We start from the raw sequence: 14,925 nt of genomic DNA, 5'->3' as shown, positions 1-14,925 counted from the left end.
CGTGCCGTTCCGCGAGGTGAATTCGAAGATGGTCGAGGCGACGGTGGTGCCGGGCCAGCGGCTGTTCAGTCAGCGCGGCGCGATGCTCGCGTACAAGGGCGAGGTGTCGTTCACGCCCAACATGCAGGGCGGGCAGGGCGGTGTGATGTCGATGATCGGCCGCCGGCTGGCCAACGAGGCGACTCCCCTGATGACCGTCGAGGGTGCGGGCACCGTGCTCTTCGGGCACGGCGGCCACCATGTCCAGGTGATCAGTCTCACCGGGGACACCTTGTACGTGGAGGCGGACCGGCTGCTGGCCTTCGACGGGACGCTGCAGCAGGGCACGATGTTCCTGGGCTCGCAGGGCGGCGTGATGGGCATGGTGCGGGGCCAGGTGACGGGCCAGGGGCTCTTCACGACCACGCTCAAGGGGCACGGCGCGGTGGCCGTCATGGCGCACGGCGGTGTCTTCGAGGTCCCGATCACCCCGCAGCGGGCGGTGCATGTCGACCCGCAGGCGTACGTGGCGCACCACGGCGACGTGCGCAACAAGCTGTCCACGGCGCTGGGCTGGCGCGACATGGTGGGCCGCGGTTCGGGCGAGGCGTTCCAGCTGGAGCTGAGCGGCAGTGGTTCGGTGTACGTCCAGGCCTCGGAGGAGAAGCTGTGAGCGGGTACGGAGCCCCGGGCGGCCCGGTGATCCACGATCCGATGTCGCTGCCGGTCGACGACAACGTCAACAACTACACCTTCTGCGTGGAGCTCAAGGGGAGCCAGTGGTTCCTGCAGAAGGGCAAGATGATCGCCTACTACGGCTCGATGGAGTTCAACGGGATCGGGCACGGCCGACTTGACCGTCTTGTCCGTACGTCATTCCATTCGCCTCTGCACGCGAGCGACTGGGTCGTGGCCGAGGGTTCGGGCAAGATGCTCCTCGCCGACCGGGCCTTCGACGTGAATTCGTACGACCTCGACAACGGCAACCTGACCATTCGCTCTGGCAACTTGCTCGCTTTTCAGCCAAGTCTCGCGCTCAAGCAGTCGATCGTGCCGGGCTTTCTGACCCTGATCGGAACCGGCAAGTTCGTGGCCGCGTCCAACGGTCCGGTGGTGTTCATGGAACCCCCGATCCGGGTGGACCCGCAGGCCCTCGTCGGATGGGCCGACTGCCCGTCCCCGTGCCACCACTACGACCACGGGTACATGACCGGTGTCATGGGCGGTCTACGTGCGATGACGGGCCTCGGCGGGGCTTCCGGGGAGGAGCATCAGTTCGAGTTCGTGGGCGCCGGCACGGTGCTGCTCCAGTCCACCGAGATCCTGATGGCGGAGCAGGCCACGGGGGCGGTCCCGCACCAGGCCGGGGTGCCCGGCGCGGGAGGGGTACCGGGCTCGCACGGACAGCAAGCCGGCGCACCGCGTCTTCCCGGACAGCTGGGGGACCTCCAGCGTCGCTTCGGGCTGTGAGCGGTAGTCTGCGGAGTGTGACATCGAACGCGTGCGCGCAGTCACACCACCCTCACTAGTTCGCCTTTCAACATTTTAGGTAGACTTCATTCATGGAGACCGAGACGGCCACGCGCTGGCTGACCGATGCGGAGCAGTGCGCCTGGCGCACCCACCTGGAGGTCAACAGGCTGTTGACGTACCAGCTCGAAAGGGATCTTCAGCCGTTCGGGCTGACGATGAACGACTACGAGATTCTGGTGAACCTCTCCGAGTCGGAGGGCGTACGCATGCGGATGAGCGACCTGGCGTCCGCCACCCTCCAGTCCAAGAGCCGCCTCTCGCACCAGATCACCCGCATGGAGAACGCGGACCTGGTGCGCCGGGAGAACTGCGAGTCGGACCGGCGAGGGCTGTACGCGGTCCTCACCGAGCACGGCATGGAGACGATGAAGAAGGTCTCGCCGCATCATGTGGCGTCCGTACGGAGGCACTTCATCGATCTGCTGTCACCGGAGGCGCTGGAGGACCTGCACAAGTCGCTGCGGCCGATCGCCGAGCACCTGCTGGGACAGCGCGGCAAGCCGTAACACCCGTCACAAGGCCCGGCGCGGCAGCCGGAGCTCGAAGAGTGCTCCGCCGGCGGGCGCCTCACCGATCGTGAGCGTCCCGCCGTGCCGTGCGGCGACGTCCCGGGCGATGGCGAGGCCGAGACCGGCTCCGCCGTCGTCCCGGCTGCGGGCCTCGTCGAGCCTTACGAACCGCTCGAAGACCCGTTCGCGCTGACCGGCGGGGATCCCGATCCCGTCGTCGGCGACGGTCAGCACCGCCCACACGCCGTCGCCGCGCACCCGCACCTCGACCCGCTCGGAGCGGGTTTCGGACGACGACTGACCGACCGGAGCGGGGATCGACCGGGCCGGGCGCGCGACGCAGACAGACATCGTGGGCGCCCGGGCTGGCTCCGCCCCGCGCGGGCTTGCTCCGCCATTCGCGGGCTGGCTCCACCCCTCGCGGAACCCGCGCGGCTCCCCGCGCCGAATCCGGGCGGAACCCCGCGGGGAGCCCGGTGACCGCAGCGGTCAGACGCTGCTCGGCTCGGCGTCGGCCGGGGCGGCCTCGTCCGCCGACGCTGGCGCCTTGGGCGTGGTCCGCAGCGCGATCATGCCCGCCGTCAGAGCCACCGCACCCGAGAGCGCGAAGCACCAGGCCAGGGGCACCTGGCCCACCAGCAGGCCCACTCCGGCCGTGCCGCCCGAACTCCCGGCGTTCACCGCGGTGTTGACCCAGGCGCCGGCCTGGGTGCGGAAGCCGGGCGGGGCGGCCGCGTCGGCGATCAGATAGGACGTCGTGAGAGCCGGCGCGACGAAGAAGCCGGCGCAGGCGACGGCCAGGGTCAGGGTGGCCAGGCCCGGGGCGAGGGCGGCGGCGAGCAGGGCGAGGCCCAGACCGCCGGCCAGCAGAGGCAGCCGTACGCCCGCGGACATCCGCCAGTTGACCGCGCCGTTCAGCAGGCCGCCCAGCGCACTGCCCAGGGACAGGGCCGCGAGCACCCAGGCCACCACGTCGGCGCCGTGGTGGTGTTGTTCGGCGGACGCCATGACCAGGAGGTCGACGGCGCCCAGGGACAGTCCGACGCCGAGCGCGACGACGACGGGCTGGGCGAGGGCCCGTCCGCCGCGCCACCGGCGCCCGGCCTGCGCCGCTTTCGCCGCCGTCGGGCGGACGCCCGCCACGACCGGGGAGAGGACGAACGCCAGCGTCCCCGACCACACGAGCAGGGCGCTCAGAGCGACCGCCGCGGCGGGCGGCGCCGTCTGTACGACCGCGCCGACGAGCAGCGGCCCGGAGACGAAGAGGATCTCCTCCACGACACCGTCGAGGCTGTAGGCGCGCTGCAACAGCCGCTCGTCCTGGACCACTTCGCTCCACACGGCGCGCATCGTGGGGCCGAGGGGCGGTGTGCAGGCGCCCGCGGCGACCGCCAGCGCGCCGATCGCCGCGGCGGGTGCGCCGGGCCGCCAGGCCGTCGCCGCGAAGGCCGCGAGCAGGCCCGCGTAGAGCGAGGCCATGGGGATCAGGGCACGGCGGGCGCCGTGCCGGTCGATCAGCGCCGCCCGCGCGGGCGACAGGAACACACTTGTCGCGCCGAACAGCGCCATGACGGTGCCGGCCACGGCGTACGACCCGGTGGCGCGGGTGGTGGTGAGCATCATGGCCAGCGAGACGACGCCGTACGACAGGCGGCCGGTCATGGCCGCGATGAAGGTGCGGCGGGCATGGGGAATGCGGAAGAGCGCGGCGTAGGACGGCCGCGAGGATGACGCAGACATGGGAAGAGTTCCTCAACAGCGAGGCGGGACAAGGGTCGCCTGAGTGCCGCGACGCCGCAGCCGGAGTGCTGTCGGTGCGTCGCGGGCCGGGGCGGGCCCTATGCCAGGAGGAGGAACATGCCGGTCAACGTAACAGCGGGTGCGGGGAGTCGGCCAGGGGTTTTCCCCGGGCGTCCGTCCCGCACCCGCCGTCGCGGTGCTGCCGCTCAGCTCTGTGTGAGGCCCTCGATCAGGGAGTCGGCGGCGCGGTAGGGGTCCAGTTCGCCCGCCACGATGCGCTCCGCGAGGGCGCTCAGGCGGCGGTCGCCGTGGAGGTCGCCGATGCGCCGGCGCAGCGCGGTGACGGCGATCGTCTCGACCTCCTGGGAGGCCCGGGCGAGCCGGCGCTCGGCCAGCACGCCGTGCTCCTCCATCCACGCCCGGTGCTTCTCCAGGGCCTCGACGACCTCGTCGATGCCCTCGCTGCGGGCGGCCACGGTCTTGACGATCGGCGGGCGCCAGTCCCCCGGACCGCGGGACTCGCCGAGGCTGAGCATGTGGTTGAGCTCGCGAGCGGTGGCGTCGGCGCCGTCGCGGTCGGCCTTGTTGACGACGTACACGTCGCCGATCTCCAGGATTCCCGCCTTGGCCGCCTGGATGCCGTCGCCCATGCCGGGGGCCAGCAGCACCACCGAGGTGTCCGCCTGGGAGGCGATCTCGACCTCCGACTGGCCGACGCCGACGGTCTCCACCAGGATCACGTCGCAGCCCGCCGCGTCCAGGACGCGGATCGCCTGAGGGGCGGACCAGGCCAGTCCGCCCAGGTGGCCGCGGGTCGCCATCGAGCGGATGTAGACGCCCGGGTCCGACGCGTGGTCGGACATCCGGACGCGGTCGCCGAGGAGCGCGCCCCCGGAGAAGGGCGAGGACGGGTCGACGGCCAGCACACCGACCCGCTTGCCCTGGCGCCGGTAGGCCGTCACCAGGGCAGAGGTCGAGGTCGACTTGCCGACGCCGGGCGAGCCGGTGAGCCCCACCACGTACGCGTTGCCGGTCAGCGGCGCGAGCGCCGCCATGACCTCACGGAGCTGCGGTGCCGCACCCTCCACCAGGGAGATCAGCCGGGCCACGGCCCGCGGCCGTCCTTCCCTGGCCTGGGTCACCAGCGAGGAGACGTCCTGCATCACAGCTCCGTTCACGAGGGGTCGGTGGTCAAACGGTGTCAGGCCTTGGCGACCCGCACGATCAGCGCGTCACCCTGACCGCCGCCACCGCACAGGGCGGCCGCGCCCACACCGCCGCCGCGCCGCTTCAGTTCGAGGGCGAGGTGCAGGACGACCCGTGCGCCGGACATGCCGATCGGGTGGCCGAGGGCGATGGCGCCGCCGTTGACGTTCACCTTTTCCGTGGACACCCCGAGGTCCTTCATTGACTGGACCGCGACCGCCGCGAAGGCCTCGTTGATCTCGATCAGGTCGAGGTCCTCGACCTCCAGGCCCTCCTTCTTCAGGGCTTGCAGGATCGCGTTCGAGGGCTGCGACTGCAGGGAGTTGTCCGGCCCCGCCACATTGCCGTGCGCGCCGATCTCCGCGATCCACTCCAGACCCAGCTCCAGCGCCTTGGCCTTGCTCATCACGACCACGGCGGCCGCGCCGTCCGAGATCTGGGAGGAGGTGCCGGCGGTGATGGTGCCGTCCTTGGCGAAGGCGGGACGCAGCTTGCCGAGCGACTCGGCGGTCGTCTCGGCGCGGATGCCCTCGTCCTTGCTGAAGACGACGGGCTCGCCCTTGCGCTGCGGGATCTCGACGGGTGTGATCTCCGCCTCGAAGATGCCGTTCTTCTGGGCGGCGGCCGCGCGCTGGTGGGAGAGCGCGGCGATCTCGTCCTGCGCCGGGCGCTGGATCCCGAGGCGGGTGTTGTGCTTCTCCGTCGACTCACCCATGGCGATGTTCTCGAAGGCGTCCGTCAGGCCGTCGTAGGCCATGGCGTCGAGCATCTCGATGGCGCCGTACTTGTAGCCCTCGCGGGACTTCGGGAGCAGGTGCGGGGCGTTCGTCATGGACTCCTGGCCGCCGGCGACCACGATGTCGAACTCGCCGGCGCGGATCAGCTGGTCCGCGAGGGCGATGGCGTCGAGGCCGGAGAGACACACCTTGTTGATGGTGAGGGCCGGGACGCTCATCGGGATACCCGCCTTGACGGCGGCCTGGCGTGCCGGGATCTGCCCTGCCCCGGCCTGGAGCACCTGGCCCATGATCACGTACTGCACCTGATCGCCGCCGATGCCCGCACGGTCGAGGGCGGCCTTGATCGCGAAGCCGCCGAGGTCGGCCCCGGAGAAGGACTTCAGCGAGCCCAGCAACCGTCCCATGGGCGTTCGGGCGCCCGCGACGATCACCGAGGTACTGCTGTTCGTTCCAGACATGAGGTGCGATCCCCTTACCGGCTTGCACAGCCGAGGAGTGAACGAGGGTTTACTGAGAATGTACTGAGCGGTAGGCCACCCGTCATCCGGCCCGCAGTGTGATCGCGCGCACGTTGCGTAACCAGGCCGGGAGCGCTGCACTGACTCCATGCTGACGCGAATCGACCACATCGGGATCGCCTGTTTCGACCTCGACGCCACTGTCGAGTTCTACCGTGCGACGTACGGCTTCGAAGTCTTCCACTCCGAGGTCAACGAGGAGCAGGGTGTCCGGGAGGCCATGCTCAAGATCAACGAGACGTCCGACGGCGGCGCCTCCTACCTCCAGCTGCTCGAACCGACCCGCGAGGACTCGGCCGTCGGGAAGTGGCTGGCCAAGAACGGCGAGGGTGTGCACCACATCGCCTTCGGCACCGCGGATGTCGACGGTGACGCCGCGGACATCCGGAACAAGGGCGTCCGAGTGCTCTACGACGAGCCCCGGATCGGGTCCATGGGGTCCCGGATCACCTTCCTCCACCCCAAGGATTGCCACGGAGTCCTGACAGAACTGGTCACTTCGGCGGCGGTTGAGTCACCTGAGCACTGACCTCCGTATATCTGGGCCGGTAGGGTTGGGGGCGGCCGTCGCCTTTTGCGGGAGACGGCCGTGGTCCTGGCGCCTTCCGGCGAGCGGGACCAAGGGCCGGGGTCCAGGTTTCGGGGGGCGAGCGTCGGGGCAGCAGCCCGTGCTCCGCCGTTGATCTGACACCATTCCCCGGGGGCCCCGTTCGGCGGATGAACGGTGCTCGTTCGGATTTACTTGCGACCAGGGGACGGATGGGACCGCGCAGTGCGGGGCTACGAACGCCAGGAGCGAGAGCCGGCGGCTGACGTCGACCACCTCTCTCGGTTCGAGGCCGAGATGGAACGGCTGAAGACCGAGCGGGAGAAGGCCGTCCAGCACGCCGAGGACCTCGGCTATCAGGTCGAGGTGCTGCGCGCCAAGCTGCATGAGGCGCGCCGCAGTCTGGCGACCCGTCCTGCCTACGACGGGGCGGACATCGGCTATCAGGCCGAGCAACTGCTCCGTAATGCCCAGATGCAGGCCGACCAGCTGCGCACCGACGCCGAGCGCGAGATCAGCCAGGCCCGGGCGCAGACCCAGCGCATCCTCCAGGAGCACGCCGAGCAGGCCGCCCGGCTCCAGGCGGAGCTGCATCAGGAGGCGGTCACCCGTCGCCAGCAGCTCGACCAGGAGCTGTCCGAGCGCCGGCAGACCGTCGAGTCGCACGTCAACGAGAACGTGGCGTGGGCCGAGCAGCTGCGCGCCCGCTCCGAGTCCCAGGCCCGCCGTCTCCTGGAGGAGTCGCGCGCCGAGGCCGAGCAGGCGCTGGCCGCCGCCCGCGCGGAGGCCGAGCGGGTCGCCGCCGAGGCACGCCAGCGGCTCACCAACGACGCCGAATCGGCCCGCGCGGAGGCCGAGGCGCTGCTGCGCCGGGCCCGCACGGACGCCGAGCGGCTGCTGAACGCCGCGTCGACGCAGGCCCAGGAGGCCACCGACCACGCCGAGCAGCTGCGAAGCTCCACCGCGAACGAGTCGGACAACGCCCGGCGTCAGGCCACCGAGCTGAGCCGGGCCGCCGAGCAGCGGATGAGCGCCGCCGAGACGGCGCTGCGCGAGGCGCAGTCCGAGGCGGACAAGGTCCTCAACGAGGCCAAGGACGCCGCGGCGAAGACGCTCGCCAGTGCCGAGTCGGTCAACGAGCAGCGCACGCGGACGGCGAAGGAGCAGGTCGCCCGGCTGGTCGGCGAGGCCACCAAGGAGGCCGAGGCCACCAAGTCCGAGGCCGATCAGGTCGTCGCGGACGCCCGCGCCAAGGCCGAGACGATCGTTGCGGAGGCCGAGGACAGCGCGCGCAGCCTGACCGCCGAGGAGACCGCCTCCCAGCTCGCCAAGGCCGCCCGTACCGCCGAGGACGTGCTCAACCGCGCGTCCGAGGAGGCCAAGCGGACCACGAAGGCGGCGTCCGAGGAGGCCGAGCGGATCCGCACCGAGGCGGAGACCGAGGCCGACCGGCTGCGCGCCGAGGCGCACGACATCGCCGAGCAGCTCAAGGGCACGGCGAAGGACGACACCAAGGAATACCGCGCCAAGACGGTCGAGCTCCAGGAGGAGGCGCGCCGGCTGCGCGGTGACGCCGAGCAGCTGCGCTCGGACGCGGTCGCCGAGGGCGAGCGCATCCGTGCCGAGGCCCGGCGCGAGGCCGTCCAGCAGATCGAGGAGGCGGCGCGGACCGCCGAGGAGCTGCTCGCCAAGGCGAAGGTGGACGCGGACGAGCTGCGCCAGGCCGCCACGGCGGACAGCGAGAAGGTCCGCACCGAGGCCATCGAGCGCGCCACGACCCTGCGCAGGCAGGCCGAGGAGACGCTGGAGCGGACCCGCGCGGAGGCCGAGCGGCAGCGCACGGACGCCGTCGAGCAGGCCGAGACGATCGTGGCCGACGCGGAGCGGGCCGGCGAGCGGCAGCGCGAGGAGACCGAGCGGGCCATAGCGGCTCGTCAGGCCGAGGCCGCCGAGGGGCTGGCCCGGCTGCACACGGAGGCCGAGGAGCGTCTCACCGCCGCCGAGCAGGCGCTGACGGACGCGCGTGCGGAGGCCGAGCGGATCCGCCGCGAGGCCGCCGAGGAGACGGACCGGCTGCGTTCGGAGGCCGCCGAGCGGATCCGTACGCTCCAGACGCAGGCCGAGCGCGAGGCCGAGCGGCTGCGCGACGAGGCCGCGGCGGACGCGTCGGCCTCCCGGGCCGAGGGCGAGACCATCGCCGTACGGCTGCGTTCGGAGGCGGCGGCGGAGGCCGAGCGGCTGAAGTCGGAGGCCCAGGACAGCGCCGACCGGGTACGGAGCGAGGCGCAGGCCGCGGCCGAGCGTCTGGCTGCCGAGGGCGCGGAGACGCTGGCCGCCGCTCAGGAGGAGGCCGCCCGGCGCCGCCGCGAGGCCGAGGAGACCCTCGGTTCGGCGCGCCAGGAGGCCGATCAGGAGCGTGAGCGGGCCCGCGAGCAGAGCGAGGAGCTGCTCGCCTCCGCGCGCAAGCGGGTCGAGGAGGCCCAGACCGAGGCCGTACGGCTGGTCGAGGAGGCCGACCGGCGCGCGACCGAGATGGTCTCCAACGCCGAGCAGACCGCGCAGCAGGTGCGGGACGCGGTGGCGGGGCTGCACGAGCAGGCTCAGGAGGAGATCACCGGGCTGCGCTCGGCCGCCGAGCACGTGGCGGACCGTACCCGGACCGAGGCGCAGGCGGAGGCGGACCGGGTCCGCGCCGACGCGTACGCCGAGCGGGAGCGGGCGTCCGAGGACGCGGCGCGGCTGCGGCGGGAGGCGGCCGAGGCGACGGAGGCCGCGAGCGCCCTTTCGGAGCGCACGGTCGCGGAGGCGATCGCCGAGGCGGAGCGGATGCGTTCGGACGCCGCCGACCACGCCCAGCGCGTACGCACCGAGGTGTCGGACGCGATCGCGAACGCCGACCAGGACGCCTCGCGCACCCGTGCGGACGCCCGGGAGGACGCGAACCGGATCCGTTCGGACGCGGCCGCGCAGGTGGACACCCTCATCACCGAGGCGACGGCGGAGGCCGAGCGGCTCGGGGTCGAGACCGCGGCCGAGGCCGAGCGGGTACGCACCGAGTCCGTGGCCAAGGCCGAGAAGCTCATCTCCGACGCGACCGGTGACGCGGAGCGGCTGCGTGCCGAGGCGGCCGAGGCCGTCGGTTCCGCGCAGCAGCACTCCGAGCGGATCCGCACCGAGGCCGAGCGCTTCCGGGCGCGGGCGGCGGAGGAGGCCGAGCGGCTCACGTCGTCGGCGCGCGAGGAGGCCGAGCGCACACTGGACGAGGCCCGCCAGGAGGCCAACAAGCGGCGCTCCGAGGCGGCCGAGCAGGTCGACACGCTCATCTCCGAGACGGCGTCCGAGGCGGACAAGCTGCTCTCGGAGGCGCAGCAGAGTGCGCAGAAGACGACGGCGGACGCCGAGTCGCAGGCCGACACGATGGTCGGCGTGGCACGGGGCGAGGCCGAGCGGCTCGTCTCGGAGGCGACCGTCGAGGGCAACACCCTCGTGGAGCGGGCCCGTACGGACGCGGACGAGCTGCTGGTCGGCGCGCGACGGGACGCGACGGCGATCAGGCAGCGCGCCGAGTCGCTGCGCGACCGCATCACCTCCGAGATCGAGGATCTGCACGGGCGGGCCCGCCGTGAGTCGTCCGAGGCGATGAAGAACGCGGGCGACCGGTGCGACGCGCTGATCAAGGCCGCCGAGGACCAGCTCGCCGAGGCCGAGGCGAAGGCCAAGGATCTGGTGTCGGAGGCGAACTCCGAGGCGAGCAAGGTCCGTATCGCCGCGGTGCGCAAGGCCGAGGGTCTCCTCAAGGAGGCCGAGCAGAAGAAGTCCTCGGTCATCGGTGAGGCCGAGAAGATCAGGTCCGAGGCCATCCAGGAGGCGAAGGCCGCCGTCGAGGAGGGCAAGCAGGATCTTGAGGTCCTGGTGCGCCGGCGCGAGGACATCAACGCGGAGATCTCCCGTGTCCAGGATGTCCTGAACGCACTGGAGTCCTTCGAAGCCCCGGGGGCCGCCAAGGACGGTGGGGTGAAGGCGGGGGCCACCGCGGGTGCTACCCGTTCGGGCGGCAAGGCGTCGGAGAGCTAGCCGGAAGCGTCGATTCCGTGCTTTGTAGGAGGTTTGTCACAGCTTCTGGCAAGCCATCCGACAGCTAGCCACCCAAAAGGAGTGTCATTCTCCAGATCAAACACGTATCCGCTCGATGACACACCGCATTGCCCCCTAGGATTCCCCTATCACCTCACCGGTCTCATTCGACAGGAACCCCATGAGCGACACTTCCCCCTACGGCTTCGAGCTTGTGCGGCGTGGATACGACCGCGCTCAGGTGGACGAACGCATCTCGAAGCTCGTCTCCGACCGTGACAGCGCTCTGGCCCGTATCACCGCCCTTGAAAAGCGCATCGAGGAACTTCATCTCGAAACGCAGAACGCCCAGGCCCAGGTGAGCGACGCCGAGCCGTCGTACGCCGGTCTCGGCGCGCGCGTCGAGAAGATCCTCCGCCTCGCCGAGGAGGAGGCCAAGGACCTGCGCGAGGAGGCCCGTCGCGCGTCCGAGCAGCACCGCGAGCTCGCCGAGTCGGCGGCTCAGCAGGTGCGCAACGACGCAGAATCGTTCGCCGCGGACCGCAAGTCCAAGGCGGAGGACGAGGGCGTCCGGATCGTCGAGAAGGCCAAGAGCGACGCCTCGCAGCTGCGCTCCGACGCGCAGAAGGACGCTCAGCAGAAGCGCGAGGAGGCGGACGCGCTCTTCGAGGAGACCCGCGCCAAGGCCGCCCAGGCCGCCGCCGACTTCGAGACGAACCTCGCCAAGCGCCGCGAGCAGTCCGAGCGCGACCTGGCGTCGCGGCAGGCCAAGGCCGAGAAGCGCCTCGCGGAGATCGAGCACCGCGCGGAGCAGCTCCGCCTGGAGGCCGAGAAGCTGCGCACGGACGCCGAGCGCCGCGCCCGCCAGACGGTGGAGACGGCTCAGCGGCAGGCCGAGGACATCGTGGCCGACGCGAACGCCAAGGCCGACCGCATCCGCTCGGAATCCGAGCGCGAGCTGGCCGCCCTCACCAACCGTCGCGACTCGATCAACGCGCAGCTCACGAACGTCCGCGAGATGCTCGCGACGCTCACGGGCGCCGCGGTGGCCGCCGCTACGGGCCCGGCCGAGGACGAGCCGATCTCGCGTGGGGTTCCGGCACAGCAGTCCCGGTAATCGAACGGTTCGACACCAGGGCCCGCTCCCTCCTGCCGAGGGCGCGGGCCTTGTCGTGCCGCCTCTCGGCCCGCTCTCCGCTCAAGTGGCAGGCCCCCGGTCAAGTGGCAGGCCCCCGGGGGCCGTCTTAGCGTGTCCGCATGATCGAGCTCGAGGGGCTGACCAAGCGGTACGGCGAGAAATTGGCGGTCAACAACCTCACCTTCACCGTCAGACCGGGCATCGTGACCGGCTTCCTCGGTCCCAACGGCGCCGGGAAGTCCACGACGATGCGGATGATGCTCGGGCTCGACCGTCCCACCGCGGGCGACGTACGGATCGACGGAGAGCACTACGACCATCTCAAGGACCCCCTGAAGTACATCGGCGCCCTGCTCGACGCCCAGGCCATGCACGGCGGCCGCAGCGCCTTCAACCATCTCCTCTGCCTCGCCCAGAGCAACGGCATCCCGACGGCGCGGGTGCACGAGGTCCTCGACACCGTCGGCCTCACCGCGGTCGCGAGGAAGAAGGCGAAGGGGTTCTCGCTGGGCATGGGCCAGCGGCTCGGCATCGCGGGCGCGCTCCTCGGCGACCCGCGGATCCTGATGTTCGACGAGCCGGTCAACGGCCTCGACCCCGAGGGCATCCACTGGATCCGCAATCTGATGAAGTCCCTCGCGACACAGGGCCGTACCGTCTTCGTCTCCTCCCACCTCATGAGCGAGATGGCGCTGACCGCCGACCATCTCGTCGTCATCGGCCAGGGCAGGCTGCTCGCCGACACCTCCATGGCCGACTTCATCCAGCAGAACTCGCGCTCGTACGTCCGGATCCGCTCCCCGCAGCGCGAGCGCCTGCTCGACGTACTGCACGGCGCGGGGATCACCGTCGTCCGGACGGGCAGCGGCGCGCTCGAAGTGGACGACGGGAAACCGGAGCACATCGGTGAGCTGGCCGCGCAGCACCAGATCGTGCTGCATGAGCTGAGCCCTCAGCAGGCCTCACTGGAGGAGGCGTTCATGCAGCTGACCGCGGAGTCGGTGGAGTACCACGCGCACACCGACGCGCCGAGTCCGCAGGACCCACGGAACCCGGAGCACTCACCGAGTCCGCAGAACCCGCCCCCGGCCCCGCAATGGGGCGGCGACTGGAAGAGGGGCTGACGATGGCGGCCACCCAGGTCCTCAAGTCCGAGTGGACCAAGATCCGCTCCGTGTCGTCCACGGTGTGGACCCTGAGCCTCGCGGCGGTCGTCACGATCGCCCTGGGCATTCTCATCTCGCTCCTGTCCAAGAACGAGTGGGACAAGATGAGCACGAGGGACCGGCTCACCTTCGACCCGACGTTCATCAGCTTCGCGGGCATGAGCCTCGGCCAGCTCGCGATGATCGTCTTCGGCGTGCTGGTCGTCGGCAACGAGTACAGCACCGGCATGATCCGCACCTCGCTCGCGGCGGTCCCGCAGCGCGGCACGTTCCTCTTCAGCAAGGTCGCGGTGGCGGCCGGCCTCGCCCTCGTCGTCGGCATGATCACCAGCTTCATCACGTTCTTCGTGGGCCAGGCCGCGCTCGGCACACACAGGGCGTCGATCAGCGATCCGGGTGTGCTGCGCGCGGTGATCGGCGGGGGGCTCTACATGACCCTCATCGCCGTCTTCTCGATGGGCGTCGCGGCGATGCTGCGCAGTCCGATGCTCTCGCTCGGCATCCTGATGCCGTTCTTCTTCCTGATCTCCAACATCCTGGGCGCCGTGTCCGCGACGAAGAAGGTCGGCCGCTACCTCCCCGACCAGGCCGGCAGCAGGATCCTCCGGGTCGTGACCCCCCTCGACGACACCCCCTACGGTCCCTGGGGCGGCCTCGGGATCATGGTGCTGTGGGTGGCCCTGGCCCTGATCGGCGGCTACGTGCTGCTCAAGAAGCGGGACGCCTAGGTCCCTCCCGTGCGGGGCACCCGGGTCGGTCTCGGCGGGGCACCCGGGCCGCGCTGTCCGGGACGCCCGGGCCCGGGACGGCTAGCCCGGCTCGTCGCCGTTCGGACCGGGGCGGATCAGCCCGTCGAAGTCGGTCCACCCCTGCCAGCTCCACACGTCCCGGTCGAGGTCCGGCTGGAGCGGCACGAATCGGCCGAGCTCGAAGTCCCCGGCCTCCAGGTCGAACCAGCGCTCGTCGGCGACCTCGGTGCCGAGCCCGACGGTCCGCGCGGTCAGCCGGACGAGCAGCTTCACCCCGTACGAGCCGGACAGGTCCTTGCCCTGGATCCTGTGGAACGGCAGTTCGGCCACCGGCGCCTCGACCGGTATCCACACCGTGAAGGGCGCCCCGCGTTCGACCGCGAGCCAGCTCCGCTCGTCCGCCGGCTCGCCCTTCGCGTCCAGGACCTTCAGCCACTGCTTGTAGATGACGAGGCTGCCGTCGTGCGGGGAGCGCTCCAGGTAGCGCAGATGGGCGCGGGCCCGTAGGTCGACGACGGACAGGTTGTCGAACCGGTTGTAGAAGCGGACGGCGATGATGGCGTCGTCGCTGTCCGCGTTCCGCCGCGCGTAACCCGGGAAATCGGCGGTCCAGGCGTGCGAGATGCTGGCCCGCCGCCGCCAGACGAAGGGCCGCAACGCGAACAGCTTGATCAGCACGATGCCGAGCAGCACCGCGGGTACCAGCGACCCGGTGACGGAGGCGAGCGTGGCGAGCAGTTGGTGAGCGGTGCTGTCCGGTTCGGGTTCGAGGTTGTCGGTGCCGACGCAGGCCCGCAGCACGGTCAGGCTGAGATCGAAGAGCCGCTCCTCGTTCGAGAACCGGTCCGCCATCGAACGCGGCGAGTGCTCGGTCAGTGTCCACGCCGCCGCGACGACCACCGAGAGTCCGGCCAGCGCGCCCAGTGTCATCAGGAGCAGGGCGTGGACGGTGCGTCCCGCGATCCACCAACGAACTGACGTGCGAAACCTCGGATGCGCCCGTCCCCGCCCCGTTCGCCCCGCCCG

The 14,925-nt window shown here is 71.2% G+C and carries 12 protein-coding genes and 1 pseudogene; 8 read left to right on the top strand and 5 right to left on the bottom strand.

All coding sequences use genetic code 11. The features are described 5' to 3' along the window. Position 1: 1 nt before the first annotated feature. The 3 genes from ABZX90_RS28235 to ABZX90_RS28225 all read left to right on the top strand — a co-directional run bounded on the left by ABZX90_RS28235 (position 2) and on the right by ABZX90_RS28225 (position 2,018). Positions 2 to 652, top strand: a complete 651-nt coding sequence (locus tag ABZX90_RS28235) for an AIM24 family protein (RefSeq protein WP_351127926.1) — start codon at positions 2 to 4, stop codon at positions 650 to 652. Then, positions 649 to 1,449 (top strand): AIM24 family protein, encoded by an 801-nt coding sequence (locus ABZX90_RS28230; protein ID WP_351127850.1) that lies wholly within the window; start codon positions 649 to 651, stop codon positions 1,447 to 1,449. The genes ABZX90_RS28235 and ABZX90_RS28230 overlap by 4 nt, the downstream gene beginning before the upstream one ends. 92 nt (positions 1,450 to 1,541) lie before the next feature. After that, positions 1,542 to 2,018: a MarR family transcriptional regulator gene (locus ABZX90_RS28225; RefSeq protein ID WP_103550943.1), complete on the top strand. Its 477-nt coding sequence runs from the start codon at positions 1,542 to 1,544 to the stop codon at positions 2,016 to 2,018. Positions 2,019 to 2,024: 6 nt separating this feature from the next. Here the strand turns inward: ABZX90_RS28225 and ABZX90_RS28220 are convergent. From ABZX90_RS28220 to ABZX90_RS28205, 4 genes and pseudogenes are all read right to left on the bottom strand, one after another. After that, positions 2,025 to 2,300: pseudogene (locus ABZX90_RS28220) on the bottom strand (ATP-binding protein); the annotation flags it as partial. A gap of 210 nt (positions 2,301 to 2,510) precedes the next feature. Beyond that, positions 2,511 to 3,761 carry an MFS transporter gene (locus ABZX90_RS28215; protein ID WP_355209330.1) on the bottom strand — a complete coding sequence of 417 codons (1,251 nt, stop codon included), beginning with the start codon at positions 3,759 to 3,761 and terminating at the stop codon, positions 2,511 to 2,513. Between the two features lie 206 nt (positions 3,762 to 3,967). After that, complete coding sequence (meaB, locus tag ABZX90_RS28210; RefSeq protein WP_351127924.1) at positions 3,968 to 4,924, bottom strand: methylmalonyl Co-A mutase-associated GTPase MeaB; 957 nt, start codon at positions 4,922 to 4,924, stop codon at positions 3,968 to 3,970. A 38-nt stretch (positions 4,925 to 4,962) separates the two neighbouring features. Continuing rightward, the gene (locus ABZX90_RS28205) at positions 4,963 to 6,165 is read right to left on the bottom strand and encodes an acetyl-CoA C-acetyltransferase (RefSeq protein WP_351127846.1); all 1,203 of its coding nucleotides are present in this window, start codon (positions 6,163 to 6,165) and stop codon (positions 4,963 to 4,965) included. A 148-nt stretch (positions 6,166 to 6,313) separates the two neighbouring features. On the opposite strand from ABZX90_RS28205, the gene mce reads away from it, so the two are divergent. The 5 genes from mce (at position 6,314) to ABZX90_RS28180 (ending at position 13,878) form a co-directional block, all read left to right on the top strand. Then, positions 6,314 to 6,754, top strand: a complete 441-nt coding sequence (mce, locus tag ABZX90_RS28200; protein ID WP_351127844.1) for a methylmalonyl-CoA epimerase — start codon at positions 6,314 to 6,316, stop codon at positions 6,752 to 6,754. 243 nt (positions 6,755 to 6,997) lie between these two features. Then, entirely contained in the window at positions 6,998 to 10,846 is a 3,849-nt protein-coding gene (gene scy / locus ABZX90_RS28195; RefSeq protein ID WP_351127842.1) for a polarized growth protein Scy, read from the top strand. A 181-nt stretch (positions 10,847 to 11,027) separates the two neighbouring features. Further along, positions 11,028 to 11,963 (top strand): cellulose-binding protein, encoded by a 936-nt coding sequence (locus tag ABZX90_RS28190; protein ID WP_351127840.1) that lies wholly within the window; start codon positions 11,028 to 11,030, stop codon positions 11,961 to 11,963. A gap of 140 nt (positions 11,964 to 12,103) precedes the next feature. Next, positions 12,104 to 13,108 (top strand): ABC transporter ATP-binding protein, encoded by a 1,005-nt coding sequence (locus ABZX90_RS28185; protein ID WP_351127838.1) that lies wholly within the window; start codon positions 12,104 to 12,106, stop codon positions 13,106 to 13,108. 2 nt (positions 13,109 to 13,110) lie between these two features. After that, on the top strand, positions 13,111 to 13,878 hold the full coding sequence (locus tag ABZX90_RS28180; protein WP_351127836.1) for an ABC transporter permease: 768 nt from the start codon (positions 13,111 to 13,113) through the stop codon (positions 13,876 to 13,878). 81 nt (positions 13,879 to 13,959) lie between these two features. Here the strand turns inward: ABZX90_RS28180 and ABZX90_RS28175 are convergent, their stop codons facing one another. After that, positions 13,960 to 14,829, bottom strand: coding sequence for a hypothetical protein (locus ABZX90_RS28175; protein ID WP_351127834.1), 870 nt, complete (start codon positions 14,827 to 14,829; stop codon positions 13,960 to 13,962). Positions 14,830 to 14,925: the final 96 nt, after the last annotated feature.

This window comes from Streptomyces sp. NPDC002935, from assembly GCF_040611295.1.
Lineage (GTDB): Bacteria > Actinomycetota > Actinomycetes > Streptomycetales > Streptomycetaceae > Streptomyces.
This window is presented reverse-complemented; position numbering and strand designations above follow the sequence as displayed.